Origin of the sequence: Aliiroseovarius crassostreae, assembly GCF_001307765.1 — a bacterium.
Lineage (GTDB): Bacteria > Pseudomonadota > Alphaproteobacteria > Rhodobacterales > Rhodobacteraceae > Aliiroseovarius > Aliiroseovarius crassostreae.
In genome coordinates, this window is the sequence record NZ_LKBA01000001.1 from 174,020 (window position 1) to 199,009 (window position 24,990).

Sequence of the window (24,990 nt, forward strand, 5' to 3'; positions counted from 1 at the left end):
ATTTAAAGCGTTTCGACTTTTCCCTGTCTCAGGTGAACGTAGAGTAGCCCCCTGGAAGTGGTCCAGCAACTGGGATAGTTTTGTCCCGCAAGTTGGAGGATCAGCGATTGCTGGAAAACGAGAGAAGCCCGAAGAGATTGTATCGAAGCTTCGGCAAGTTGAAGTTCTGCAAGTGCAAGGGATGACGATTTCTGAGGCGGTGCGCCAGATCGGCGTGACGCAACAGGCGTTTTATCGATGGCGCAAGCTGTATGGCGGCATGGGTCGGTCTCAGCTCCAGCGTTTGAAGGAGCTTGAGAAGGAGAACCAACGGCTGCGGCGGGTGGTGTCCGCTCTGACATTGGACAAGCTCATATTGACTGAAGCAGCGAAGGGAGTTTGAACCGGTTCATGAAGTGATGAACGATCCAGTGGATCGTTCAAGCGCACAAACGGGCGGAGCCCCTAGGCTCAGGCCCCATTAATCGGCTTGAGATCGCATTGGTCGCATGCTTCACCCCCCCCCAGACTTTCAGGGGGTATCATGAGCAATCTTTTTTGGCTGACCGACGAACAGATGGCGCGGCTGCGACCGTTTTTTCCAAGAGCCATGGCAAGCCGAGGGTTGATGATCGGCGGGTGTTGAGTGGGATAATCTTCATCAATCGCAATGGCTTACGGTGGTGCGATGCGCCCAGGGAATACGGCCCGCCGAAGACGCTCTATAATCGCTGGAGACGTTGGAGCGAGATGGGTGTTTTTGCCAGGATCTTTGAAGGGTTGGCTGCGGAAGCGACGGACCTGACGACGATCATGATCGATGCGACCTATCTGAAAGCCCATCGTACAGCGTCCAGTCTGGGCGTCAAAAAGGGGGGCGTGGGCGCCTGATCACTGCCCGGCAGGGTATTGCGCAGCAATGTCCCGAGAGGGAGGGCGCACCAAAGGCGGTATGAACACCAAATTGCATGCCATCACCGACACCAACGGGCGGCCAATCCGGTTCTTCATGTCGGCGGGCCAGATCAGCGACTATACAGGGGCGGCGGCGCTCCTGGGCGACATGCCCAAAGCCCAGGGGCTTCTGGGGGACCGCGGCTATGACGCCGACTGGTTCCGAGAAGCCTTGAAAGACAAGGGGATCAGGCCCTGCATCCCGGGCCGAAAGGCACGAAAGAAACCCATCAAATACGACAAACGCCGCTACAAGCGCCGCAATCGCCCCTCTCGTGACATTGCTGCGCAATGCACTGCCGGGCAGTGATCGAGATCATGTTCGCGCGTCTGAAGGATTGGCCGCGGGTCGCCACCCGATATGACAGATGCCCCAAAGTCTTCCCCTCGGCCATCGCTCTCGCCGCAACAGTTATGTTTTGGTTATGAGGCCTGAGCCTAGGGCGTAGACCTATAAACGTTGATGTGATTCAAGATGTGAAATCTGGGAGGTTTCATGTCGTCGCATTTCTGGCTCACCGAAGAACAGTACAATAAAATCAGGCCCTTGTTGCCCAATACGCCGCGCGGTGTTCCGCGTGTCGACGACCGGCGCGTGTTATCGGTCATCATTTTCTGCATTCAGCGAGGCTATCGCTGGTCCGATGTGCCGCCGGAATATGGCCCCGCCAAGACGCTCTACAACCGCTGGAAACGATGGTCTGAAGCAGGCGTTTTCGAGCATGTGTTCGAAACTTTGGCGCGGGAGACGGCAGATCTTTCCACGCTGATGATCGACGCCAGCCATGTCAAAACCCATCGCATCGCAGCCAATGGTGCCAAAAAAACACCGGCGAAGGACGGGATATCGGCAAGACAAAAGGCGGGTTGAATTCAAAGCTGCATCTGGTGTGCGATGGCAGTGGCAAGCCGGTCCATCTGCATCTGACCTCAGGCATCGAGCCGATATTACTAATGCAAATCAATGCCTTGAGTCATATATCACCAAAGGCCGCACAGTCATTGCAGACCGAGGTTACGACGCAAATCACCTGCGCGACTGGCTGAGCGACGCCAAGGCAACCGCCTGCATCCCGCCTCGAAAGAACCGAAAAATGCAATTCGAATATGACGCAGACCTCTCCAAAACCCGCAACATCGTCGAGCGCATGTTCAACCGATTGAAGGACTGGCGACAACTCAGCCTGCGAACATTTCGATGCCAACAAACCTTCTTGGTAGCAGCCCACATCGCCGCAACAGTCATTTGGCTCTTATGAGTCTACACCCTAGGACCTGTCAGATGTCCTGGCGCACAATATCGGTAACCAGCACCTCAAAGATTTCCGTTGCCATGATCTTTTCTGCGACCTCTGTCAAAGCCAAGCGCAACCCGTCCAGTTTCCCGGCCTCGGTGAATACGCCGTCAAAACCACCCAGGTTTGCGTGATCAAACAGCACCTGCAGGAATGCGTCCCTCAACTTAGGTTCACGTTGATAGAATTCCTCGCTGCCCCCGGGTGCGATTTCCAAACTAAGTGACAAGACAACCAAAGATCTGACTTGGCCGTTGCCCAAAACCGGAATAACGAACTGGTTGTTCATTTTGACGAAGTCACTGCTGGGGGCGCCCTCCTCTGAGGAGCTCTCCTCCGAAAGGTTTGATTTGGTTTCAGTTGGAATGTCACCACACGGGTTGATTTCCACCACTTCGGAGGGTGCAGGGCGCAGAGCGATGCCTGCACCGACACCTGCGCCGAGCCCAATCATAGCAAGAAGAACTGGTAGGATTTTTCCCATTGGAAGCCCCTGGTCAGAATGGAAGGATAATGTCTGCAACCTGTTGGCCGATGCGAGGTTGCTGAACATCTGAAATCAGGCCTCGACCACCATAGGAAATACGAGCCGAGGCGATCTTGTCGTAGGGGATTTCATTCTTGCGCGAGATATCTTCTGGTCGCACAAATCCGGTCACCAACAATTCGCGCAGCTCGAAATTCACCCGCACCTCTTGGGTGCCTTGAATCTTGAGAACGCCATTTGGCAACGTCCCCAGAACGGTTGCCGCAACGCGGAGCTTTAACTTTTCATTGCGTTTTACGTTCCCGTTTCCAGATGAGGTGCTGGTTGAGCTGAAATCCACGGCTGATGCCATGCTGGCCCCGTCTGGCATAACCTTGTTGATATTCTGTGGGATGCCAAACAGGGATGGCAGTCCCATGGTTTCGGCACCATTTCGGCTGCGCGAGGTGCTGTTGGACAGTTCGGCACGATCATCAATTTCGATGACTACGGTTAAAATGTCCCCGGCTTGCTGCGCGCGTCGATCTCCAAGGAGGGATTGTCGGCCTCTGCTCCAGGTTGATGCCCGGGTGACTGAATTTTTGGGATCTTTGGCGACAGGAAGTGCCGCAGTTGTCATGGCCTGATGCTCGGAGCTGACCTCTACCGGGCTAAGATCAGGTGCTTTGCCAACCTGCTCCAACCGGGAACAGCCAGAAATTGCGATGACAATAATGAACAGAAGGGGGGAGTAACGCATATTGCAACCTTTAAAAGCCTGGGAAACTGGGGGGGGCGACTGAAACGGAGCCATCGGGTTGTATGGTGCCGGTGATGGTGCTGCGGGACGACAAATTCATGACGCGCACACGATCCCCGATGCCACCCCGGGCAAGCGCGCGGCCTTCTGCGGCGATTCGGAGGCCACCCGTTTCATAGATCAGAATGATGATCTGATTTCTGTCGACCAGTGCAGGTGGGCCGACATCGTTGAGCCGAATGGGGCGCCCTGCATAAAGAACCGATCGGGTTTCCTGCCCAACCAGTTCTTCCATGCTGATATAGGTGCCGGGGATATCCCCTGGCGCAACTGTCAGGTCTGCCGCGGTCAGAATACTGTTTGCACGCATGGTGCGGGCGGCAAGAACCGTGTCAGCTTGAATGGCTGTCGGAAGAAGCAAGAGAGCAAGGAGGAAACGCCACATCACCGCACCTGTGTGGTTGCAGCCAGCATCTGGTCGGCGGCCGTGATGACTTTTGAGTTGAGCTCATAGCCGCGCTGAGCCTCGATGAGTTCGGTGATTTCTCGGACTGCGTCGACGCTGCTGTTTTCCAGATAACCCTGACGGAGCGTGCCCAGCCCATCTTGTCCGGGGGCGGCGGTTAGCGGGGCACCAGAGGCAGTTGTCTCCAGATATAGGTTGGAACCAATGGCCTCGAGCCCTTTTTCATTGGTAAAGTTTGTCAGTGTGAAAGCGCCCATTAACTCGGGTTCAACCACGTCTTTGAAGTAAACATAGACCTCGCCTTCCGCATTGATGGATACGGAGCGAGCATCGTCCGGGATGGTGATTCCGGGCGCAACCACATAGCCGTCGGTGTTCAGGATCTGACCGTCTGGTGAAAGTTTCAATGCGCCATCCCGTGTGTATGCGGCATTGCCGCTTGGAAGTGTAACTTCGAGATAGCCTTTGCCTTCGATCGCAAGGTCCAGTTCGCCATTGGTTTGTGAAAGGCTGCCTTGTTCAACCATCATGGACACGGCAGCAGGGCGGACGCCAAGCCCCAGCTGGACCCCGGCCGGGATGACGGTACCGTCAGAGGCTGCGATGGAGCCTGGGCGGGTCGCCTGTTGATAATGCAGGTCTGCAAATTCTGCGCGACGGGCATTGTAGCCTGTGGTGCTCATATTGGCGAGGTTGTTGGAAATGGTCTCAACCCGCATTTGCTGGGCGAGCATCCCGGTGGCGGCAATCTGTAATGAACGCATGGGAACTCCTTATTTCACAACGGTCTGAAGGACGGAACGGATCCGTTCGTCTTCTTTTTCCATGAAGCTCTGGCCCAACTCGTAGCTGCGCTGAACCTCGATCATTCTGGTGATTTCCTGAACTGGATTGACGTTTGAGCCTTCCACAAACCCTTGCAGGATGCTGGTGCCTTCCAAAACGGTTTGTGTTCCGCCAGGTGCGGTGAACAATACACCTTGCTGGTGCTGCAGGTCGGATCTGTCGAGGGGGGCGAAGAGGCCGATCTGGGTGACCGGGCGTCCATCAGCAGATAGGGTGCCATCAGATGCCAGCGAGACCGTTTTGGCGTCAGGTGGCACAAAAATCGGGGCTCCTCCGGCATCCAGAAGACGCAAGCCATCCATATTCGTAAGCTCGCCCTCCGCAGACGGGGTAAAGGCTCCGGCGCGGGTCAGAACCGGGCCATCCACTCCTTCGAGCATGAAAAACCCGTCTCCTTCTATGGCAAAGTCGTAGGTTCCGCCTGTTTGCGTCAACGCGCCTTGCTGCAGGTTGATGGATCGCCCATTTGCAAATCCCATCGACAGGGACGGTTCATCCTTTGGCATCGCATGGATAAATTCGGAGAACACCACGCCTTCCTTGCGAAATCCGCTGGTTGAGGCATTGGAGATATTATTGGCGATGGTTGTCATCTCACGTAGCAGGCCGGACTGGCGGGTGAGGTTGGTGTAATGGGTGTTGTCCATGTCAGGCTCCTGCGATCAATGGGATGATCTGGTTCTGGAAAAAGCCTGTGAGCGTTTCGGTCATGAAGCTCATCGAAACCCAGAACACAACCAAAATGGCAATGAGTTTGGGCACAAAGGTCAGGGTCATTTCCTGAATTGATGTCAGAGCCTGAAAAAGACCGACAGCCAGGCCAGCCACCAGGGCAACCGTCAGGATGGGTGAGGAGATCAGAACCGCGTTCCACAGCCCCGCGCGCAAGGTGTCGAAGAAGATGACGTCATTCATCATACCGGCATCCTCAGAATTTCCTGATACGCCTCGACCACCTTATTGCGAATGGTGACTGCCGTTTCGACCGCCAGCTCGGTTTGTGCCAGAGCCTGGACAAGCGCATGCGGGTCTGCATCCCCCGACATGGCGGCCAGTGCGGTTTGTTCGCCCTGTTGAACGGTTGCGGCGAAGTCATTTGCCATTTTGGCAAAATCCGCCGCAGGCCCGTCTGCCCGCGCCTTTGGCTGCGTGGCAGGACGGGTGGCAGCATAGCCTTGGGCCGCAATAGAGGATTTAACATCCATTCTGGTGCCTCCTATCTGCGTAGTAGATCGAGCAGTCCTTGGGACATTTGCCGGGTCTGATCGAACATTTTGAGGTTCGCCTCGTAGCTGCGCTGCGCTTCGCGCGCGTCAGCGATTTCGACCACCAGATCGACATTCGAGCCGTCATAGTAGCCTTGGTCATTTGCCATCGGGTGAGAGGGGTCATACACACTAGGCAAAGTCGTTTGGTCCAAGCGCACCTGTCCGGGTTCTACCAACCCGGTTGCGCGCCCGCTTTCAATCACCTGATTGAAACTGACCAGTTTCCGCCGATAGCCAGGGGTGTCGGCATTGGCGATGTTTTCTGAAACGTGGAGCAACCGGGCGGCCTGGCTTCTCATGCCTGAGGCGGCGGCGGCAGCAGAATTTCTGAGATCGTTCATGATGCCCTTCCTTATCTACCGCTGACGGCGGCCCGCATGATGTTCATCGAGCTCTTGTAAACAGCGAGTGCAAGATCGTGGTCGCGCTTTGCACTGGCAGAGGCCATCAATTCGGTCTCCAATGAGACGGAATTTCCATTTGGGGATGTGGGGCCGTCGCGCAAAATCGACTGAGGCGCTTGTCCCGGATTTTCAGAAGGGGTGAGCGCATGTTTTGCGCGGGAACGCCGCATTTCAGTGCCATCGGGGGCATCATACGTCTCGGAGAATGAGACGAGATCGCGGGCGCGGTAACCCGGCGTATCTGCATTTGCAACATTCTGTGCAATGGTCGACTGACGAGCCGCAGCATGCTGTGCCAGCCCCTGACTCATGCGAAAAATTTCCAGTTTGTCGAACATCGGGGCTTCTCCCTCGATTGGTTTCAACTAAGGTTTAACCCTGATTCCTTTAAAAACAGTTTCACGACACAAGTTTTAGGAGAACGTCATGAAAGCCGTCGGTTTCGAGCAGCTCACCGCAGAAGTCGCAGCCGTGACCCGGACGGCAGACATTGGTCGCATTGTGGAAATCCATCGCGGCACGATCGAAGTTGCGGGGCTTTCACATGTGGCTGCGCAAAGTGATCTGGTAGAAATCGGGTCTTCGGGGCAGAAACGGCTGGGTGAAGTTCTCAATCTGTCGGCGGACCGGATAACGGTTTTGCCTGATGGTGATGTTGAAGGGCTGCGCATTGGAGAGCAGGTGGTGCTGCGAGGCGGCACGCAGATTGCTCCGGATGACAGTTGGATTGGTCGTGTGCTTGACCCGTTTGGCAAAGCCATTGATGGATTGCCGGTTATGCGCGGAGGAGCCGAACGGCCATTGCGCGGGACGGCCATCAATCCGACCAAGCGTCGGGTGCTGGGGGCGCGGCTTGAGACTGGGCTTGCTGTTTTCAATACGCTTTTGCCGATTGTTAAGGGGCAGCGGATCGGGTTGTTTGCAGGCTCCGGTGTGGGGAAGTCTACCTTGCTGGCAAAACTGGCCCGTGGGGTGCAGGCAGATGTCGTGGTCATTGCCCTGATCGGCGAACGAGGGCGAGAAGTGCGGGAGTTTGTTGAGCGTGTCCTTGGTTCTGAGGGTATGAAACGTGCAGTTGTCATAGCCGCGACATCGGATCAATCACCAATGGTTCGCAGAAGAGCTGGCTGGGCGGCTATGTCCGTGGCAGAGCATTTCAGGGATCAGGGACGTCACGTCTTGTTCCTTGCCGATAGTGTGACCAGATTTGCTGAAGCACACCGCGAAATCGCGCTGGCATCTGGTGAGGGCAGTTCGCTGCGCGGGTTCCCACCATCGACTGCGCAACAAATTACCACGTTATGTGAACGGGCAGGTCCCGGGCAGGATGAACAGGGGGATATTACGGCCATCTTTTCTGTCTTGGTGGCTGGGTCTGACATGGAAGAGCCTGTGGCGGACATTTTGCGCGGTGTTCTGGATGGTCATGTTGTGCTGGACCGCCAAATCGCTGAAAGGGGGCGTTTCCCGGCCATCGATCTGCTGAGGTCCGTCTCCCGCGCGTTGCCAGGGGCTGCGACCGATGCAGAGAACGCTCTGATATCGGCTGCTCGACAGCGCCTTGGTGCTTATGCCAGATCGGAAATGATGATCCAGGCTGGCCTGTATGCGGCTGGAAGCGACCCGATGGTGGATGCGGCAATTGAGTGCTATCCGAAACTGGATGGCTTTTTGGCTGAAGATGAACTGGAAAACACCGAGGCCAGCTTCCGCCGACTGGGGGCTTGCATGACAAATCCCAGCTAGGAAAATTGGGCTGCTCAGAGGTTTTGAAGAAGTGTCAGGGCAATGGTGCTGCTTGCCATGCTCGCCGAGCCATTGGCCAAATCGGATCGTATCAGAAACAGCCTGTTCAGCTCATCCAACTTGGAAGGGTCGGAAAACTGGCTGATCTTGTTGCTTCCAAAATAGGCTTCCGCCTTATCCTTGAACCCTTGTAGTTGCAGATCCAGGTCAAGTGCTCCGAAACTATTGGGCAACCCCAGAGCGGTTTCGAAGACCTGTCTCAGTGGAGGGTTTCCCATGATGGAGAACCATTTTCCGTCTTCGGAAGTGGATTTATCGACAATGGCGCCAAGCTCTCGTTTCAAAGACAGGCTGAGGCGAAAGTCTTGATTCTGCTCGCCGACGGCAACTTCAAATTGCCTTTCCTGAAAGGCTGAGATGGTTTTGTCTGCAAAGGTGGATATCTGGGTTGCTGGAATGCTGAGATCGCCAAACCCGAAATCCTTGGCCATTTCGTAATAACGTTTGTCTGAGAGTTTGTTGGCAAGATCACCTTCGTCAAAGGTGCCATCTTCCAGAACTTTTTGGATGAAAAATTTATTGTTGATATCGTCGCTTAGACCGTAGGCTCCAAGGGTAACCTTCAGCAAGCGATAGTCATCCACCAACTCCTCCGCAGTAGATATTTTGCCGATATTCTCTTTGTAGTAGGAAACATCGCGTTGCATTTCTGCTGACGCATTGAAGGTTTGTTTCTGGGCGTCCTGCGTACGTTGCAGAAACGCCCAGCCGGCAGCGCCGCCCATCGGTATGATGGGTTGGAAACTCATGCCATTCTCGCAGCGAGTAAGCGCTCTTCGCGTGGCAAAAGCGTTCGCAGACACTTCAGCGCAAGGTAGAATTGTTGACTGTTCACAGCTTCTGTTGCGCGGGTCAGTTGATCCCGACTGTCGTGATCCGTCAGAACCTGGCTGAGTTGTTCAATTCCGCGCAGCAATTGCAGATGCGCTTCCTTTTGCTCAACATCGCCTGACAAGACCAGTTGGGCAATGTAGCACACACGGCGGACAGGGGTGTTTACTTCTTCCGGATGAATGGCATCACGTAGTCGCAGAATATTGGCGTTTGGTGTCACAATCGAAAGGCGTGAACGCCGATCTCCATTTTCGATGACTGCGCCATTGATCAGAACGCGTTCTTTCGGGCTTAATTTAAGGACCAGTCCGCTCATGCTGCCTCCGATTTCTGACGAAGACCGCGCATGATGGCGGTGTTGATCTCAATAAGGGCCTGTGGATCCGAGCCGTCAGTTAGGACTTTCCGGCTGAAATCATTTGTAAATTCTGCGAGATAGAAAATTCGGGCGCGAAGATCTTGCGGCAGTTTATTGTCAGCTTCTGCTACATCTGCGGCGAGAAGTGTCCACAAACGGCGGTTTTCGTGAAGAGCCTGAGACAGCATTCCAAAACCGGAACGACCCTTTTCGGCCGCTGATCTGAGTTTGTGTGTGACCCGTGCGAAGGCTTCGTATTCGACGCCTCGAGGGGTGCGGACTGCGGTGTTTGAGGCCGCATAGGCCGTTTTGGCCAAGTTCATAGCGTTCACGGTTTTTCCTTCCGGCAAACGTTGAAATCAGGGGTGAGGGAAATGGGGGGCGCCCTTTTGACGCCCCGCCATATGGTCCCTTAGCGGAACAGCGACAGGATGTTTTGCGGTGCCTGGTTGGCGATCGACAGCGACTGGGTTCCCAGTTGTTGCTGTACCTGCAGGGCTTGCAGACGAGCCGATACTTCTTCCATATCCGCATCTACCATGGCGCCGATACCCGATTTCAGCGAGTCCGAGAGTTTGGAGACGAAGCTGCTTTGGGTTTCGATGCGACCCGCGGCAGAGCCGAAGGTAGCCGCAGCATCAATGGACTGGTTGATCAGACCTTCAATTGCGGCCAGTGCTCCGGTTGCGCCCGAGTCGGTGGTCACATCAATATTTTGAAGTGCCCCCAGGCCACCAGAGGACGCGGTGGAACCTGCTGTTCCGCCGGTCTGAACGCGAAGGCCGACCTTGATCGCGGTTGCGTCGCCACCAGCGGCATTCGCGATGGTAAGTTGATTGGCGTTGGAGCCGGTGCCCAGAGTGACCGTATAGCCTTCACCCGAATCGGTTGCCGCACCGAAGAAGGCGTTGATCTGGTCGGTCAGGTTCTTGGCAACCTCGGCGGTACCATCGGTGGATGATGCCACATATTCGAAGGTTCGTTGGCCGAGAGTGCTCCCACCACCATTCACGTTCACGTTCACATCATCCAGGATGATCTGATAGCTGTTTCCTTCTGCAACCGACTTGATGTCGATTTGCAGGTTGCCACCATCTGCAATGCTTGCGGTTGGGCTGGCCGGATCAAAGGCCGCGTCGTCGTGTTGGGTGTCGGCGGCACCCGTCTGCATGAGAGCGTTGGCGGCTGTGGCATCTGCAAGATCCGTGGCGCCAAATGCCTGTGCGGTCACCGGGGTTGTCGTGGACAGGTTCTGGCGGTCCACGGCGATGTGGTTTGCCGTCACGTTGCCATTGGAGTCACGATCCAGAGATGACAACACCTGCATGGTGTCGGTGCTTGATCCGTCAATCAGGTTCAGGCCGTTGAACTGAGCCGCACTGACAACAGAGCCGATCTGGTCGCGCAGTGCAACGATGTCAGTTTGCAGCTTCGCACGATCAACGTTCTCTTCTTGTGCTGCGACGATCTTGCCCTTCATTTCGGTCAGAAGGTCGGTGATGGTTTCTGATGCGTTGCGTGCGACGGCGAGGGTGCTTTCCCCCAAAGACAAGGACTCCGAGATCGCCTTGAACCCTTTTACATCCGAATCCATCACTTTGGAAATTGCCCACACGGCCGAATTGTCTTTGGCAGTGGAAACCTTTTTACCGGTTGAGATCTGATTCTGGGTGTCGGTCATGCTTGAGTTGATCGACTTCAGCGTCTGCAATGCAACCATTGCCCCGTTGTTTGTCAGGATACTAGACATGAGATTTTCCTTCAGTCTTTTCGGTGCTTTACACCGGGTTTGAAAAAATCGCCTGAAAGCGAATTAAGAAGAGCCGTTCTCAACTCTGCGGAAGTTTTTGGATTGTCCGTTCCGCGCCACCCCCTCGAGGAATGCGTCTATAGCTGACGCCGAAATGCTGAAGGAATTCTAAATTCGAGCGATTGGTTTGCGTTCAATTTGAACTAACTGATCTTGTGTCATGCGCGATGTTCAAACTTGTTTGAGGGGCGTGCGAGGTCCTGGCTTTGCCCGCCTGCATCATAGGTGCGCAATTGTGATTTCTGATTGCGGAGCAGCTCCAGCCGGCGCGAAACCGTGCGAAGGCCCTTGTTTGCAGACAGAAGCAATGCCTGATTGTGTTCAGCTTTCTGCCGCATCTGCTCAATCACTGTGCGGCTTAGCGCCATACTCGGCAACAGTCGAAACAGACGTTCCTTTTCGGGGCCAAGCTTTGCAAGTTCGACAAGCTGCCCGGACAAGAGAAGATTTCGTTCCTGATCCAGCAGATTGTTCAGGGCCTGCGCCGGAGATATGCGTTTAAAGAGCGCCATTGGATCGTTCCTTCAATGCTTCGAAAAGTGATTCGGCTAGACCAATACCGCCAGCCTTGACCATCTCATCGGCCTGGGCACGAACCAGAAAGGACGAGAACTGATCTTCCCCCGCTCCCCCTCCGAAACTTTCCCGCGTTTTGCCGAGGCCGGTTGCCTTCAGCATTTCTGCAAGAAAAGAGGCTTCCAGATCTTTTGCTGCCTGGCGCAGGGCTGCGTCCTGACTGTTCTCAGTGGAATTTCCAACCGCTCCAACCGAAGTTTTAAGCGGCCCCAAGGCTGCCCGTGTCGGTTCCATGTGCCATCCTTTCAAATGTGATCTATTTCCCCAACTATCTCTGCTGGCGGTAAACATCCGGTAACCAACTGCTGTCATATTGATCGAAATCGGAGTCAGAATACCCGGATGGACATATGCAAATTGGACCGAAATTACCGATAAGCGGCGCTGCCGATGGTACACAGAATAGTGTCAGTAACATTCGTTCTGGGCGCGGCGTGGGCGATCTCTTTAGTGACCTGATGTTGGGTGCGAAGGACGTGGATCGGCCTATGATGCAGGTTGCGGATCAGCATGATGAAGCCCTTTCCGAAATTCGGTTGGCTGACCCCATGCTGGGGCACATGACTGACCTACCGGCGGAGGCCAACGTGTTTTTCGGGATGCCTGGGGGGGCTGTTCAGACCGGAAATATTATTCAGCGAGTGAGTGATGACAGTGCTGGCTCTGAAACACAGCCCTCTCAGATGTCGTCTGATGAAACGGTGCTGGCGGCTGGGGTGGATGCGATAGAAGCCGGCGAGGTTTCAATTGCAATAGCGCAACCAGCCAGCAGAGTTTCGGCGCTTGGTTTCCAGGATCTTGGTGCAACCATATCCGGTGAAGGCAAAGGGGACCGTGCCCTCGGCAACAATTTGCAAAGCGCAGAGGTTGCTGGCCGGATCTTGGCAGGTGAGCAGATGGCCGAGATAGCGGGTGAGATAACGGGTCCGGGCCAAGGATCCTTGTCACGAGTGGACCCAATGACCGCCGCGCAGCTTCAGACGCAACTATCATTCCAGATGGGTTCTCAGACAATGACTGCTTCTCAGGGTAAATTGTCGGTGGAGGCCGTAAAAAACAGTGAACAGGTCGATGTGGTTGGTGCCGGTGCCCGCGCGACGCTGGAAATGGTGACAGGGCCTGTCCTTGTCGGTGAGGTAGGCAGGATGAGCGGCCAACCGGCGGGAAGCCCGCATGCCATGCCCGGGCCAGCGGCCATGAAAGAGGGTCCCTCGGGTGCGGGAGTGGCCAAGGATTTCGGGAGAGAACAGGCCCGCTGGGCAAGTGCGCCTGAACAAAGCCATGCTGCGGCCCCGGCCCCGGCGCTGGCAAATCCATCAGGGGCAACTCCTTTGATTTCAGGGGTGGTGCCGATGCAGGCCCAACTGAATGTCCTGCAGGAAAGTAGTATGCGCCTACCCTCTGGGAATTTCGAATTGGACCAGTTGTTTGCGACCAGTTCTGAGGTGGGGATCGCTGAGGGTAGAATGGTAGAGACACTCAGCAGTCGCGCGGAGCTTTCGGCGCAAATGCGCACCGAACTCCCCCGTCATGTTGCCCTTCAGCTGGCAGATGTTGCCAGGAAAATGCCGGACCGACCGGTTGAACTTACGCTGAGCCCCGAGGAACTTGGGAAGCTGCGCCTGACCTTTTCCGGTGATCTGTCTGCAATGACAATTGCGGTCAACGTAGAGCGCCCGGAAACGCTCGATCTGATGCGGCGTCATATCGACCTGCTTGCCCAGGAAATGCGTGATATTGGATATGGAGAGGTCACCTTTTCCTTCACGCAATCCGGGGCGGGCGGCAAGGACGGTGGGCAGTCATCTTCTGATCATGCCCCCAGCTCCTCTGGGGATGCAACTGATAATGGCCACGTGCCTGACAAAGCTGAGCCGGTGCTTCTGAATGTGATGGCCCGCTCTGGAATTGATATTAGATTATAAAGGATATCAGATGGTTACGACTGCAACTAACCCGACTTTACCCTCATCTCTCACAGCGCCGCCCGCCTCTCCCAGTGCCGCCAAAACCGATGAGAATGCGTCCGCAGCGCTGTCTTCGGATTTTGAGACATTCCTGACGATGATGACGGTTCAGATGGAAAACCAGGACCCGCTGAACCCGATGGACTCAACGGAATTTGCCATGCAGCTTGCGACATTCTCAGGCGTCGAGCAGCAGGTGAGGAGCAACAGTTTGCTGGAAGGAATGACTGCAAGGCTTGATCTGATGGGGATGACGGACGTCGCAGGCTGGGTTGGTATGGAGGCCCGGGTGAGTGCACCTGCCAGCTTTGATGGCACCCCGGTGACCTTGTCGCCCAAACCGCCCTCCACTGCGGACCAGACCAATCTGATCGTAAAGGATGCAGAGGGGAATGTGGTTCAGAAAACCGATATTCCCGTATCCAGTGATCAGATCGAGTGGGCAGGAGTGGATGCATCCGGCCAGCCATTTGAAAATGGGACCTATTCGTTTGAGCTGGAAAGCTGGAGCGAAGGCAAACTTATCGATGCAACGCCAGTAGAGGTCTACGCGAGGGTTGTGGAAACCCGGCAGGAAGATGGTGAACTCAAGCTGGTTCTCGAAAGCGGCGACAAGGTGTCTGCCGATAAGGTAACTGCGCTGCGAGAAGCATCGGACAGCTAGAATACGCCCGGAAAACCGGGTGTCCAAAGCGTTTCAGTTTGACCTGGGGCAGGTGAAAACTGAAACATGATGGCGAAGATCACTGCGTTGGATGTGCAGGATAAATTCGCGCTGTGAGTTCGTTCAGAGTTGCTTTTGCTTCAAGATTGTACGGTCAGGCCATCAAATAAGTGATGACAGCCAGACCGCGGCAAGCGCAATTCCACCCCCAAGGCTGACATAGGCCATCGCCCTCATTGGGCGCGCGGGCGCCGCTTCCGGCAAGGGCGTGGATTGCCGGATCAGTGCCGCTTCGGCCAGTTCGGGCAGAAGCGGCCCAAACCTTGACAGGACGCGTGCGGTTCGCAGCAGGTCGCGGGCGAGTGCTTTGGGACCGATTGACGCCTTGATGTAATCTTCGACGACGGGACGGGCGACCTGCCAGATGTTGATATGTGGGTCAAGTGAGCGCGCGACCCCTTCGACCACAACCATCGTCCGTTGCAGCAAGATCAGCTCCGTGCGGGTCTGCATGCCAAATTTCTCTGTGACCTCAAAGAGGTAGGAGAGGAGTTTGGCCATCGAGATCTGCGTTGCATCCATATCCGCAATTGGTTCACCAACGGCGCGGAGGGCCTGTGCGAATTCCACCACATCCCGATTTGCGGGAACATAGCCTGCTTCGAAATGGACCTCAGCCACGCGGGTGTAATTGCGGGTGATGAAGCCGTAGAGGATTTCGGCATAGACTCGACGAGTATATTCGTCGATCCGTCCCATAATACCAAAATCAATGGCAATGATGTCTCCGTTTTCGGCGAATTTCAGGTTGCCCTGATGCATATCCCCATGAAACAGCCCGTCCCGCAGGGCATGGCTCAGAAACAGCTGCAGCACCCGTTCCCCCAGATCGGTCATATTCAGACCTGATGCCCGAATACTGTCCAGATCATTGGCGGGAATGCCTTCGGCCCACCCGAGCGTCATCACGGAACGTCCGGTCAGCGCCCAATTGATGTGGGGCACTTCAAAGCCTTGATCCTTTTGGGTATTTTCCGCAAATTCACTGGCGGAAGCCCCCTCCAGACGCAGGTCGAGCTCTCCCATCACCACGCCTTCGAAATGTTCCACCACATCGGTCGGGCGCAGACGTCTGGTTGAGGGCAGGAGCCATTCGATCATCCGTGCAGAGAAGTGGAATGCGTCGATATCGGTGCGGAAGGCTCGCAGGATGCCGGGGCGCAGAACCTTGACGGCCACTTTCTGGCCATTTGTGGCAAGGCGGGCGCGGTGGACCTGTGCGATGGAGGCTGCGGCAACCGGTTCTGAGAACTCGGAAAAGACCTCGTCCACCTTGATCCCCAACTCGTCCTCAACCATTTTCCGCGCCACATCAAGCGGGAAGGGGGGCAGCTTGTCCTGCAGGTATTTCAACTGGTCGGCAAGGTCAGACCCGACCACATCCGGGCGTGTCGACAGGATTTGTCCGAATTTGATATAGGCCGGTCCCAGCGCGGTAATGGCGCGAGTGACGGGGGGCAGGGATGTGTCACCTTTCTTGCCCAGCCACGCAAAGGGAAAACCAATGACCCGAGCGGCCACCCGCAGGGCAGGCGGTGCTTTCATCGCATCCAGAACGACACCCATGGCGCCGGTGCGCTGAAAGGTGGCGCCGGTGCGGATCAGGCGCCAGATATTGTGCGGTCCACGCATGTCAGATCTTCCATCCCGAATGCAGGGCTGCAATCCCCAGGGACAGGTTGCGATATTTCACATTCTCGAAACCGGCGTCCCGGATCATTCCGGCAAATGTATCTTGATCTGGGAATTTTCTAATGGATTCAATAAGGTATTGATAGCTGTCATAATCGTCAGCGATCAGCTTGCCCATCCGGGGGATCACGTTGAAGGAATAGAGGTCGTAGAGTTTTTGCAATCCGTCATTGGGCAGTTGGCTAAACTCCAGCACCATCAGGCGCCCGCCGGGTTTGAGCACCCGATAGGCCTCTTTCAACGCGTCGGGGATACGGGTCACGTTGCGGATGCCAAAGCTGATCGTGTAGCGATCAAAGCTGTTATCCTCGAACGGCAATTGCATCGCGTCGCCAACCACCCAGTCAAGCCGGTTCGCCATATTGCCGGCTTCTGCGCGCTGGCGTCCTTCGATCAGCATGGATTCTGTCATGTCCAGCACGACAGAGGATGTGCCTTCCGCGCGTTTCAGGAACCGAAAGGAAATGTCGCCCGTGCCACCGGCTACATCAAGCAGGCGCTGCCCGGGACGGGGGGCCAGCCAGTCCATCATCGCGTCTTTCCAGAGGCGGTGAATGCCGACGGACATGACGTCGTTCATGATGTCGTATTTCGAGGCCACATTGGTGAAAACGCCATGGACCATCCCGGCCTTCTGGTCTTCGTCTACGGTTTTGAACCCAAAATGCGTGGTTTTCTTGCTGTTCGATGTCATCGGCACTTGCCTTAAATTGTCTCTGCTCCCTTATAGTCAGATATGTCCCGGATACAATTGCGGTTGAGGCTGGAAACGGAACATGCGTCAGGTTGTCATTTCCTTTTTGCTCTTGCTGATGGCGGGGGTCGTGTTTTTCGGGCTGGTCCATTTCGGCGGCACCTATCTTCGCGAGCACCCCAACACCCTGCCCTCTGCCCTGGCCTTTCTTCAGCCCGGAAATCCCTGGTCCGAGAATATCCTGAAATTATTGGGCACGCTTCTTCTTGCGCCAACCCTGCCTTATTTTTTGGTATCGGTGGCCCGGCTCGGCGGGGATGAGGGGCGGCATGATCCGTTTGAGGGGGTCACCACGCTTCGGCTCAAATCCGGGTTTCTTTTCCTTTTCGTTCCGGCAAGCGGCGCTCTGTCTGCCCTGTTCATCTTTGTTGCACTGGAGGGGGATCAGCTTGGTCTGTCGCTTTTCATGGCGGCGTTCGGGCTGTTCTTCGGGCTGATGTGCCTTTGGATGATCGTCGCTTTTGTGTCCTATGACCGCGAGGGGCTGATCAATACGCACTGGAGTTTTCGCAGGAAGCGATATGCCTGGAATGATCTGGTGGACGTTGGTTATAACCGGGACGCGATGCAATATGAGCTTCATTTTGGTGAGGCCGGCAAGGCAAAGATCTCCTCCTTTTATACCGGGATGGAGGCATTGATAGAGCGGGCCAATGAAGAGCTGTCTGAGAACTGGAATGCGTATGAGTGAGAGGTCCCATGCCTGAACTGCCCGAAGTTGAAACCGTGCGTCGCGGACTGGCCCCGGTGATGGAGGGCGTGCGGATTGCCCGGGCAGAGGTGCGGCGTGACGGGTTGCGCTGGCCGTTCCCGGATCGGATGGCTGACCGGTTGACCGGGGCGCAGGTGCGCCATCTTGGGCGTCGGTCGAAGTACCTGCTTCTGGACCTCGATACTGATGAAACCCTGATCGTGCATCTGGGCATGTCGGGGCGGATGCTGATTTCGGGTCATCGTCTGGGCAAGTTTCACCATACCCACCCGGCGCCGGAAAAGCATGACCATGTCGTGTTTGATATGGAGAACGGCGCGCGGGTGACCTTTAACGATCCGCGTCGCTTCGGGGCGATGGATCTGTGCCCCACGGCGGGTCTTGAGGCGCATAAACTGATCCGCGTCCTGGGGCCGGAACCCCTTGGCAATGATTTTGATGAAACCTATCTGGTCGCCAGGCTTGCCGGCAAAAACACGGCCATCAAGACCGCGCTTCTGGATCAGGGAATAGTCGCAGGGCTTGGCAATATCTATGTCTGTGAGGTGCTGTTTCGGGCGGGGATCCATCCGTCTCGAAAGGCAGGTCAGATAGCGGCCAAACGGGTGGCGGGATTGGCGCCGATCATCCGTGATGTGTTGCGTGAGGCGATCAAAAGCGGTGGATCTTCGCTGAAGGATTACCGCCAGACAGATGGTGATCTGGGGTATTTTCAACACAGTTTTCAGGTCTACGGACGGGAAAATGAACCCTGCGTCACACCTGATTGCAAAGGGAAAATTGCCCGAATCGTGCAGGGGGGACGATCAAGCTTCTATTGTGGGCAATGTCAAAGATAGCTTGATCGAGGGGGAATGCCCGCGTAGGACTCCCCCTCGACCACCACTGGTCAGGGACGACCAAAACGGGACTAAGGCAGGGGAACCATGGCCTATAAGAATATTATCGTCGAAATCGAAGACCACGTATCGCTGATCCGGCTGAACCGCCCGGATGCGATGAATGCTCTCAATCTCGAGCTGTTGGGCGAGCTGGGCGAAGCGCTGGCGGAAGCGCAGGAAAATGACAAGGTGCGCTGCATCGTGATCACGGGTTCGGAAAAGGCATTCGCCGCCGGGGCCGATATCAAGATGATGGCTGAGAAAAGCTTTGTGGATGTGTTCGCCGGGGATCTGTTCACCCCCGAAGAGGCCGCGATCATGCGGATCCGCAAACCGATTATCGCCGCCGTGTCAGGCTATGCGCTGGGCGGTGGATGCGAGTTGGCGATGATGTGTGATTTCATCATCGCGTCCGAGACTGCCAAGTTTGGTCAGCCCGAAGTGAACCTTGGGGTGATGGCCGGGATGGGCGGCACACAGCGTCTGACCAAGCTGGTGGGGCGTGCCAAGGCGATGGATATGAACCTGACCGGGCGTTTCATGGATGCCGATGAGGCAGAGCGGTCAGGGCTGGTCAGCCGCGTGGTGCCCTCGAAAGATCTGATGAAAGAGGCAATGGGGGCGGCTGCGAAGATTGCCGAAAAATCCATGGTCACCGTGATGGCGATCAAGGAGGCGGTCAATCGCGCTGAACAGCTGCCGCTGGCCGAAGGGGTGCTGTTTGAACGCCGCCTGTTCCACTCGCTGTTTGCCACCGAAGATCAGAAAGAAGGCATGGCTGCTTTCGTTGAGAAGCGCGAACCGCAATTCCGCGACAAGTAAGCCTCGAAACCAAGAAAATGGGGTTCCCTTTCCGGGCGAAATGCCCTAAAGGGGGCCGCAATATATGCGTGTGAGGCCCGCTTTGGCCAGAATCACCGGTTCTGAACCCGGCGGGTGCTGATGCGCAGTCCACTTATGTGGCATGAAACGAAACACCCGACGAAGGGATCAGACATATGGCAAATTCGCCCCAAGCTAAAAAACGCGCCCGCCAGAACGAGCGTCGTTTCGCTGTGAACAAAGCGCGTCGTTCGCGCATCCGCACCTATCTGCGCAAAGTTGAAGAAGCCATCGCCTCGGGCGATCAGGCCGCTGCTGCCGCTGCTCTGAAGCAGGCTCAGCCGGAACTGATGCGCGGTGTGACCAAAGGCGTTCTGCACAAAAACACTGTTGCGCGCAAAATGTCGCGCCTGTCGGCACGTGTGAAAGCGCTGGGCTGATTGCCCTGGGCAGACCGGATTTGATTGGTCTGTGACAAAATTGTCAGCCTCTGAAATTGGGGCTGAAACATGAGATGAGCGTGCCAAATAGGCGCGCTCATTTGCGTTTTTCAGGACGCCTGTCATGGGCATCAAAACCGGGTCCGGGATTCGTTTTCGGAAAGACAGAGTCAAGGGTGAAGTTCTGTTGCGCGCCCTGCGGTGCAGTTGCTAGCTTATCTCCAGCGATTCACGTCGCTGACTTGGGACAATGATGATTTGGGGCAAAAAGTCGTTATTTTTTATTGGCTTAGCTCAATCCACAATCGAGTGGGGAGAGAATCCCCCTCGCGAATGTAGCGCGAAACCCCTGTCGAGGGGGACAGGTTTCGTGTTGCCTGATGATCGGGTTCACCACCCTTGCATGAGGGGATGAATGCATCATCTGTCATGTCTCTTAACATGCCCCGTTCGGGGTCGCACACGCCGCACCTTACATGGTCGGACGTGGGTGGGCTTTGTTTGCGCTTTCGGCCTTTCGGGCTGAAGCAGGTGCAGGTCAAGGCCAGGGTCAGCTTATGTTCGGGACCGAGGGAAGGGGCGGTTTCGGAATGCGTGCATGTCGTCGGTTCCGGTGCTGTGGCAGGCGCCTGGTGGTGAGTGAATGATGATCTGAGACAGGCTGCTTGCGACAGTCGAGAAAAAAGAAAATAGGTCGAAGTGACATGACGAACGAGAAATGGGGACAGGTCCGCTCAAAGCTGCAAAAGGCAGTAGGGCAGAACAACTATAAGAGTTGGATTGAACCCTTGGAATTTGCGGATCTGGACGGGGGGGTGGTGACCTTCCTGGTGCCAACCAACTTTATGGGGAATTGGGTTGGGTCCAATTTCAGCGATCAGATCCTGAGCCATCTGTCCGAAGCAGGCGTTGCCGCGTCACGTCTGGAATTTGTCGTTCCGAAAAAAACGGCACCGCGTAAGCTGACCAATTCGGCTGCCGGATCTGGTCTGACCAGCAATGAAGCGCAGGCCCCTTCGAGATCCGCCACCCGCTCTGAGGTGCAGGACGACCTGCCCGGAGCGCCGCTGGATGCGCGCTTCACATTCGACAGTTTTGTTGTGGGCAAGCCGAATGAACTTGCCCATGCCGCCGCGCGCCGCGTGGCAGAAGGTGGCCCCGTCACGTTCAACCCGCTGTTCCTGTATGGCGGTGTCGGCCTTGGTAAAACGCACCTGATGCATGCCATCGCGCATGAGCTGAAAACCCGCCAGCCCGACCTGCGCGTGGTTTATCTTTCGGCTGAGCAATTCATGTATCGTTTCGTTAAGGCACTGCGTGAAAAGCAGATGATGGATTTCAAGCAAATCTTCCGCTCGGTGGATGTGTTGATGGTGGATGACGTGCAATTCATCGCCGGCAAGGATTCGACCCAGGAAGAGTTCTTCCACACATTCAACGCGCTGGTGGACCAGAACAAACAGATCATCATCTCGGCAGACCGGGCCCCTGGTGAAATCAAGGATCTGGAAGATCGGATCAAATCCCGCCTGCAATGCGGTCTTGTCGTGGACCTGCACCCGACTGATTATGAATTGCGTCTGGGCGTCCTGCAGACCAAGGTGGCGAGCTATCGTCAGCAATATCCCGGCCTGCAAATTGCCGATGGTGTGCTGGAGTTCCTTGCTCACCGCATTTCAACCAATGTGCGGGTGCTGGAAGGGGCGTTGATGCGCCTGTTCGCCTTTGCCTCGCTTGTCGGACGCGAAATCACGCTGGAACTTGCGCAGGATTGCCTCGGGGATATTCTGCGGGCGTCCGATCGCAAGGTCACCGTGGAAGAGATCCAGCGCAAAGTGTCGGAACATTACAATATCCGCCTGTCGGATCTAATTGGCCCCAAACGTGTGCGCACCATTGCGCGCCCCCGCCAGGTGGCCATGTATCTGGCCAAGCATATGACCTCGCGCAGCCTGCCTGAAATCGGGCGCCGGTTCGGTGGTCGGGACCACACCACCGTGATGCACGGGGTGAAGCGCATTGATGAACTCAAGGCCGTAGACGATCAGATCGCCGAAGACCTCGAACTTCTGCGCCGCGCGCTCGAAGCATAAGCCCGGGCACCACAGTTGCCTGCAAAGGGCGGGATAAGGGTCGTTTGGCCTTGACCCGCCCTTCAAACCATTGGACATTCCAGCAAAAGAACATCACGGGGCGAAGGCATCGGCTTTCAGCCCCTCTCGTTGTCAGGAGTGGGAAATGAAGATCAGCATTGAACGTGGTGCGTTGCTAAAGGCCGTGGCCCAGGCTCAGTCGGTGGTAGAGCGCCGCAACACCATTCCAATTCTCGCCAATGTGCTGATTGAAGCGGAGGGCGACAGCGTGTCGTTCCGCGCCACCGACTTGGATATCGAAGTGGTCGATAAAACCGCGGCAATGGTTGAACGCGCCGGGGCCACCACTGTGGCCGCCGTGACCTTGCACGAGATTGTGCGCAAACTGCCGGATGGGGCGTTGGTGCAGCTGAGTGACGATGGGGCCACGGGGCGCCTGACGGTGGAAGCGGGGCGGTCGAACTTCTCGCTCGCCACTCTTCCGAAAGAAGATTTCCCGGTCATGGCCTCGTCGGAATATTCCGCCAATTTCTCGGCCCCGGCCCCGGTGCTGCGTCGCCTGTTCGACAAGTCGAAATTTGCGATCTCGACCGAGGAGACCCGCTATTACCTGAATGGTGTTTACCTGCATGTGGCGGCCGCCGAAGATGGCAAGGTGCTGCGCGCGGTGGCCACCGATGGGCACCGTCTGGCACGGATTGATGCCGAGCTGCCAATGGGCGCGGATGAGATGCCGGGCGTGATCGTTCCGCGCAAAACCGTGGGGGAGCTGCGCAAACTTCTGGATGATGATGAGGCCACGATCGCGGTTTCGGTTTCGGAAACCAAAGTGCGTTTTGCCACGCCTGCCATTACGCTCACGTCGAAAGTCATTGATGGGACCTTCCCGGATTACACCCGCGTGATCCCCACCGGCAACACCCGTAAGCTTGAAGTGGATGCGGCGGAATTTGCCAAGGCCGTGGACCGTGTGGCCACCGTGTCGTCCGAACGCTCGCGCGCGGTGAAACTGCAGCTCGATGAAGACCGGCTGGTGCTTTCGGTGAATGCGCCGGATGCCGGGGCGGCTGAGGAAGAGCTGGCTGTGGCCTATTCCGACGAGCGTCTGGAAATTGGCTTCAACGCAAAATACCTGCTGGAAATCGCCAGCCAGGTTGATCGTGAAAACGCAACCTTCATGTTCAACAATTCCGGCGACCCGGCCCTGATGCGCGAAGGCAATGACACCAGCGCCGTCTATGTTGTCATGCCGATGCGCGTGTGATCGGCCCTGTTGATTGAGTTTTCTGCCTCCGGCGGGAGTATTTGGGCCAAGAAGAAAGAGGGTACATGACCTCGCTTGCCCTTCGTGAATTGACGATCAGTCATTTTCGCAGCCACAAGCGGGCGCGCTTGTCCTTGGACGGGCGGCCTGTGGTTTTACATGGGGCCAACGGGGCAGGAAAGACCAATATTCTGGAAGCCGTTTCGATGTTTTCGCCGGGGCGCGGGCTGCGTCGGGCGACGATGGATGAAATGATCCGGCGACCAGAGCAGGTGGGTTGGAAGATTTCCGGTGTGCTGCAGAGCCTTGGTCAGATGCATGAGGTTGAAACATGGGTGGAGCCCGGTCAGGGGCGCCAGGTGCGGATCGACGGTAAGGTTGCGACGCAGGTCACCCTGGGACGGATCACGCGTGTGGTTTGGCTGATTCCTGTGATGGACAGGCTTTGGGTTGAGGGGGCCGAAGGGCGGCGGCGGTTTCTGGACCGGTTGACCCTGAGTTTCACCCCGTCTCATGCGGATGCGGTTTTGAATTATGAAAAGGCGATGCGTGAGCGGAACCGGTTGCTGAAGGACGGGCAGCGGGACCCCCATTGGTATCGTGCGATTGAATTGCAGATGGCCATGTCTGGTACGGAAATCCACGCGAACCGTTTGAAGGCCATCGCCCTTTTGCAAGATGCGCAAGCCAGCGCCGAGACCGAATTTCCTGCAGCGGAACTTTCTTTGGTGCAGGCGGATGAGGTGCTGGCCCCTGCAACGGAAGACGAATTGGCCACGGCATTGGCCGAAAGCCGTCCGCGCGATCTGGCGGCAGGTCGCACCCTGGTGGGGCCGCATCGTTCGGATCTGGGAGCCATTTATACGGCCAAAGATGTGCCGGCCCGTGATTGCTCTACCGGGGAACAGAAGGCGCTTCTTGTGTCGCTGATCCTTGCCAATGGGCGGGCGCTGGCCCGCGATTTCGGGGCCGCTCCGATTTACCTTCTGGATGAAGTGGCCGCGCATCTGGATGCGGGGCGGCGTGCGGCTCTTTATGATGAGATTTGCGCCCTTGGGGCACAGGCTTTCATGACCGGCACCGGGCCGGAGTTGTTTGCAGAGCTGGGTCACCGCGCCGCGCATTTCCAAGTGAGCGACGAAGGCGGGACTTCAATCATTTCGGAGGGGGCGCCATGAAGCAGAACCGTGTGACACTGATTACGTTGGGTGTTGAAAGTATCGAACGGTCTTGTGCCTATTATCAGGCGCTGGGCTGGGAGCCTTCTGCGGTGCTGCCAGAGGTGGCCTTTTTCGACATGAACGGGATGAAATTCGGGTTTTTCACTCGGGAGGGGTTGGCCAGGGAAACCGGGCGTTCAAAAGACGCGTTGAAAACCGGGGCGATGACACTGGCGCAAAATTACCCCGGAGAGGCCGAGGTGGATGCGGCTTTTGCCAAGGCAATTGCCGCGGGTGGCACGGCGGTGACGCAGCCCACAAAGGCCGATTGGGGCGGCTATTCCGGCTATGTCGCGGACCCGGACGGCCATTTGTGGGAGTTCGCCTTCAACCCGTTTTGGGAGCTGGATGAGGACGGGTGTCTGCTCTGACTTAAAGCGTTTCGACTTTAACCTGAGGCAGGGAAAAGTCGAAACGCCGCAAGAGATATCAATATCGTGGGCGTTTCGGGATAAGCATGTGTTTCAAGTGTATCTCGAAACGCTTTAGCTGCCGGGGCGCGCATATCCCGGGCTTTGGTCGCCTGCCGTAAAAGGGTGGGTGAATTGACACCAAATCTTGTGTCGGATAGGTGACATTACCCTCGAAAACCTCTATGT

The 24,990-nt window shown here is 56.3% G+C and carries 28 protein-coding genes and 3 pseudogenes; 14 read left to right on the forward strand and 17 right to left on the reverse strand.

What is annotated here, in order from left to right; genetic code table 11:
• Window positions 1-106: 106 nt before the first annotated feature.
• The 3 pseudogenes from AKJ29_RS19115 to AKJ29_RS18520 all read left to right on the forward strand — a co-directional run.
• Window positions 107-376 (forward strand): annotated as a pseudogene (locus tag AKJ29_RS19115) (transposase); the annotation flags it as partial.
• Window positions 377-523: 147 nt separating this feature from the next.
• Window positions 524-1,362: pseudogene (locus AKJ29_RS18515) on the forward strand (IS5 family transposase).
• Between the two features lie 67 nt (window positions 1,363-1,429).
• A pseudogene (locus AKJ29_RS18520) lies at window positions 1,430-2,192 on the forward strand (IS5 family transposase).
• Window positions 2,193-2,211: 19 nt separating this feature from the next.
• On the opposite strand, the gene AKJ29_RS00980 reads toward AKJ29_RS18520, so the two are convergent.
• Genes AKJ29_RS00980 through AKJ29_RS01020 form a run of 9 tightly spaced genes read right to left on the reverse strand, consistent with a single transcriptional unit; the run spans window position 2,212 to window position 6,776 of the window.
• On the reverse strand, window positions 2,212-2,712 hold the full coding sequence (locus AKJ29_RS00980; RefSeq protein WP_055187316.1) for a flagellar basal body-associated FliL family protein: 501 nt from the start codon (window positions 2,710-2,712) through the stop codon (window positions 2,212-2,214).
• A gap of 13 nt (window positions 2,713-2,725) precedes the next feature.
• Entirely contained in the window at window positions 2,726-3,454 is a 729-nt protein-coding gene (gene flgH / locus AKJ29_RS00985) for a flagellar basal body L-ring protein FlgH (RefSeq protein ID WP_055187317.1), read from the reverse strand.
• A 10-nt stretch (window positions 3,455-3,464) separates the two neighbouring features.
• Window positions 3,465-3,899 (reverse strand): flagellar basal body P-ring formation chaperone FlgA, encoded by a 435-nt coding sequence (flgA, locus tag AKJ29_RS00990; protein WP_055187318.1) that lies wholly within the window; start codon window positions 3,897-3,899, stop codon window positions 3,465-3,467.
• Window positions 3,899-4,684, reverse strand: coding sequence for a flagellar basal-body rod protein FlgG (gene flgG, locus AKJ29_RS00995; RefSeq protein ID WP_055187319.1), 786 nt, complete (start codon window positions 4,682-4,684; stop codon window positions 3,899-3,901). The genes flgA and flgG overlap by 1 nt, the downstream gene beginning before the upstream one ends.
• A 9-nt stretch (window positions 4,685-4,693) precedes the next feature.
• Complete coding sequence (locus AKJ29_RS01000; RefSeq protein WP_055187320.1) at window positions 4,694-5,413, reverse strand: flagellar hook-basal body complex protein; 720 nt, start codon at window positions 5,411-5,413, stop codon at window positions 4,694-4,696.
• Window position 5,414: 1 nt separating this feature from the next.
• Window positions 5,415-5,684, reverse strand: a complete 270-nt coding sequence (locus tag AKJ29_RS01005) for a flagellar biosynthetic protein FliQ (protein WP_055187321.1) — start codon at window positions 5,682-5,684, stop codon at window positions 5,415-5,417.
• Complete coding sequence (gene fliE, locus AKJ29_RS01010; RefSeq protein ID WP_055187322.1) at window positions 5,681-5,971, reverse strand: flagellar hook-basal body complex protein FliE; 291 nt, start codon at window positions 5,969-5,971, stop codon at window positions 5,681-5,683. Before fliE ends, AKJ29_RS01005 begins: the two co-directional genes overlap by 4 nt.
• A gap of 11 nt (window positions 5,972-5,982) precedes the next feature.
• Window positions 5,983-6,375, reverse strand: a complete 393-nt coding sequence (flgC, locus tag AKJ29_RS01015) for a flagellar basal body rod protein FlgC (RefSeq protein ID WP_055187323.1) — start codon at window positions 6,373-6,375, stop codon at window positions 5,983-5,985.
• Between the two features lie 11 nt (window positions 6,376-6,386).
• A complete protein-coding gene (locus AKJ29_RS01020; RefSeq protein ID WP_055187324.1) occupies window positions 6,387-6,776 on the reverse strand; it encodes a FlgB family protein in 390 nt (129 codons plus the stop codon).
• 88 nt (window positions 6,777-6,864) lie between these two features.
• Between AKJ29_RS01020 and AKJ29_RS01025 the strand changes: the two genes are divergently transcribed.
• Entirely contained in the window at window positions 6,865-8,184 is a 1,320-nt protein-coding gene (locus tag AKJ29_RS01025; RefSeq protein WP_055187325.1) for a FliI/YscN family ATPase, read from the forward strand.
• 14 nt (window positions 8,185-8,198) lie between these two features.
• Here AKJ29_RS01025 and AKJ29_RS01030 read toward each other — a convergent pair whose 3' ends face one another.
• From AKJ29_RS01030 to AKJ29_RS01055, 6 genes are all read right to left on the reverse strand, one after another.
• The gene (locus tag AKJ29_RS01030) at window positions 8,199-8,993 is read right to left on the reverse strand and encodes a DUF1217 domain-containing protein (protein ID WP_055187326.1); all 795 of its coding nucleotides are present in this window, start codon (window positions 8,991-8,993) and stop codon (window positions 8,199-8,201) included.
• Complete coding sequence (gene flbT / locus AKJ29_RS01035) at window positions 8,990-9,394, reverse strand: flagellar biosynthesis repressor FlbT (RefSeq protein WP_055187327.1); 405 nt, start codon at window positions 9,392-9,394, stop codon at window positions 8,990-8,992. The genes AKJ29_RS01030 and flbT overlap by 4 nt, the downstream gene beginning before the upstream one ends.
• The gene (gene flaF, locus AKJ29_RS01040; protein WP_055187328.1) at window positions 9,391-9,759 is read right to left on the reverse strand and encodes a flagellar biosynthesis regulator FlaF; all 369 of its coding nucleotides are present in this window, start codon (window positions 9,757-9,759) and stop codon (window positions 9,391-9,393) included. Before flaF ends, flbT begins: the two co-directional genes overlap by 4 nt.
• A gap of 89 nt (window positions 9,760-9,848) precedes the next feature.
• Window positions 9,849-11,186 carry a flagellin gene (locus AKJ29_RS01045; RefSeq protein WP_055187329.1) on the reverse strand — a complete coding sequence of 446 codons (1,338 nt, stop codon included), beginning with the start codon at window positions 11,184-11,186 and terminating at the stop codon, window positions 9,849-9,851.
• 218 nt (window positions 11,187-11,404) lie between these two features.
• Entirely contained in the window at window positions 11,405-11,758 is a 354-nt protein-coding gene (locus AKJ29_RS01050) for a hypothetical protein (protein ID WP_055187330.1), read from the reverse strand.
• Complete coding sequence (locus AKJ29_RS01055; protein WP_082392468.1) at window positions 11,745-12,056, reverse strand: rod-binding protein; 312 nt, start codon at window positions 12,054-12,056, stop codon at window positions 11,745-11,747. Before AKJ29_RS01055 ends, AKJ29_RS01050 begins: the two co-directional genes overlap by 14 nt.
• 449 nt (window positions 12,057-12,505) lie before the next feature.
• On the opposite strand from AKJ29_RS01055, the gene fliK reads away from it, so the two are divergent.
• Together fliK and AKJ29_RS01065 are read left to right on the forward strand one after the other, a co-directional pair.
• Window positions 12,506-13,747 (forward strand): flagellar hook-length control protein FliK, encoded by a 1,242-nt coding sequence (fliK, locus tag AKJ29_RS01060; RefSeq protein ID WP_161805358.1) that lies wholly within the window; start codon window positions 12,506-12,508, stop codon window positions 13,745-13,747.
• A gap of 10 nt (window positions 13,748-13,757) precedes the next feature.
• Window positions 13,758-14,453, forward strand: coding sequence for a flagellar hook capping FlgD N-terminal domain-containing protein (locus tag AKJ29_RS01065; RefSeq protein ID WP_055187332.1), 696 nt, complete (start codon window positions 13,758-13,760; stop codon window positions 14,451-14,453).
• 162 nt (window positions 14,454-14,615) lie between these two features.
• Here the strand turns inward: AKJ29_RS01065 and ubiB are convergent, their stop codons facing one another.
• Together ubiB and ubiE are read right to left on the reverse strand one after the other, a co-directional pair.
• Window positions 14,616-16,145, reverse strand: a complete 1,530-nt coding sequence (gene ubiB / locus AKJ29_RS01070) for a 2-polyprenylphenol 6-hydroxylase (RefSeq protein WP_055187333.1) — start codon at window positions 16,143-16,145, stop codon at window positions 14,616-14,618.
• A 1-nt stretch (window position 16,146) separates the two neighbouring features.
• Window positions 16,147-16,899 (reverse strand): bifunctional demethylmenaquinone methyltransferase/2-methoxy-6-polyprenyl-1,4-benzoquinol methylase UbiE, encoded by a 753-nt coding sequence (gene ubiE, locus AKJ29_RS01075; protein WP_055187334.1) that lies wholly within the window; start codon window positions 16,897-16,899, stop codon window positions 16,147-16,149.
• Between the two features lie 82 nt (window positions 16,900-16,981).
• Here ubiE and AKJ29_RS01080 point away from each other — a divergent pair, with 82 nt between their 5' ends.
• From AKJ29_RS01080 to AKJ29_RS01115, 8 genes are all read left to right on the forward strand, one after another.
• A complete protein-coding gene (locus tag AKJ29_RS01080) occupies window positions 16,982-17,650 on the forward strand; it encodes a hypothetical protein (protein WP_055187335.1) in 669 nt (222 codons plus the stop codon).
• 8 nt (window positions 17,651-17,658) lie between these two features.
• The gene (gene mutM / locus AKJ29_RS01085; RefSeq protein ID WP_055187336.1) at window positions 17,659-18,510 is read left to right on the forward strand and encodes a bifunctional DNA-formamidopyrimidine glycosylase/DNA-(apurinic or apyrimidinic site) lyase; all 852 of its coding nucleotides are present in this window, start codon (window positions 17,659-17,661) and stop codon (window positions 18,508-18,510) included.
• A gap of 87 nt (window positions 18,511-18,597) precedes the next feature.
• Entirely contained in the window at window positions 18,598-19,374 is a 777-nt protein-coding gene (locus AKJ29_RS01090) for an enoyl-CoA hydratase (RefSeq protein WP_055187337.1), read from the forward strand.
• Window positions 19,375-19,550: 176 nt separating this feature from the next.
• Complete coding sequence (gene rpsT / locus AKJ29_RS01095; RefSeq protein WP_055187338.1) at window positions 19,551-19,814, forward strand: 30S ribosomal protein S20; 264 nt, start codon at window positions 19,551-19,553, stop codon at window positions 19,812-19,814.
• 704 nt (window positions 19,815-20,518) lie between these two features.
• On the forward strand, window positions 20,519-21,907 hold the full coding sequence (dnaA, locus tag AKJ29_RS01100; RefSeq protein WP_055187339.1) for a chromosomal replication initiator protein DnaA: 1,389 nt from the start codon (window positions 20,519-20,521) through the stop codon (window positions 21,905-21,907).
• Window positions 21,908-22,052: 145 nt separating this feature from the next.
• Window positions 22,053-23,171: a DNA polymerase III subunit beta gene (gene dnaN / locus AKJ29_RS01105; RefSeq protein WP_055187340.1), complete on the forward strand. Its 1,119-nt coding sequence runs from the start codon at window positions 22,053-22,055 to the stop codon at window positions 23,169-23,171.
• Between the two features lie 65 nt (window positions 23,172-23,236).
• Complete coding sequence (recF, locus tag AKJ29_RS01110; RefSeq protein ID WP_055187341.1) at window positions 23,237-24,349, forward strand: DNA replication/repair protein RecF; 1,113 nt, start codon at window positions 23,237-23,239, stop codon at window positions 24,347-24,349.
• A complete protein-coding gene (locus AKJ29_RS01115) occupies window positions 24,346-24,762 on the forward strand; it encodes a VOC family protein (protein ID WP_055187342.1) in 417 nt (138 codons plus the stop codon). The genes recF and AKJ29_RS01115 overlap by 4 nt, the downstream gene beginning before the upstream one ends.
• The last annotated feature ends 228 nt before the right edge of the window (window positions 24,763-24,990 follow it).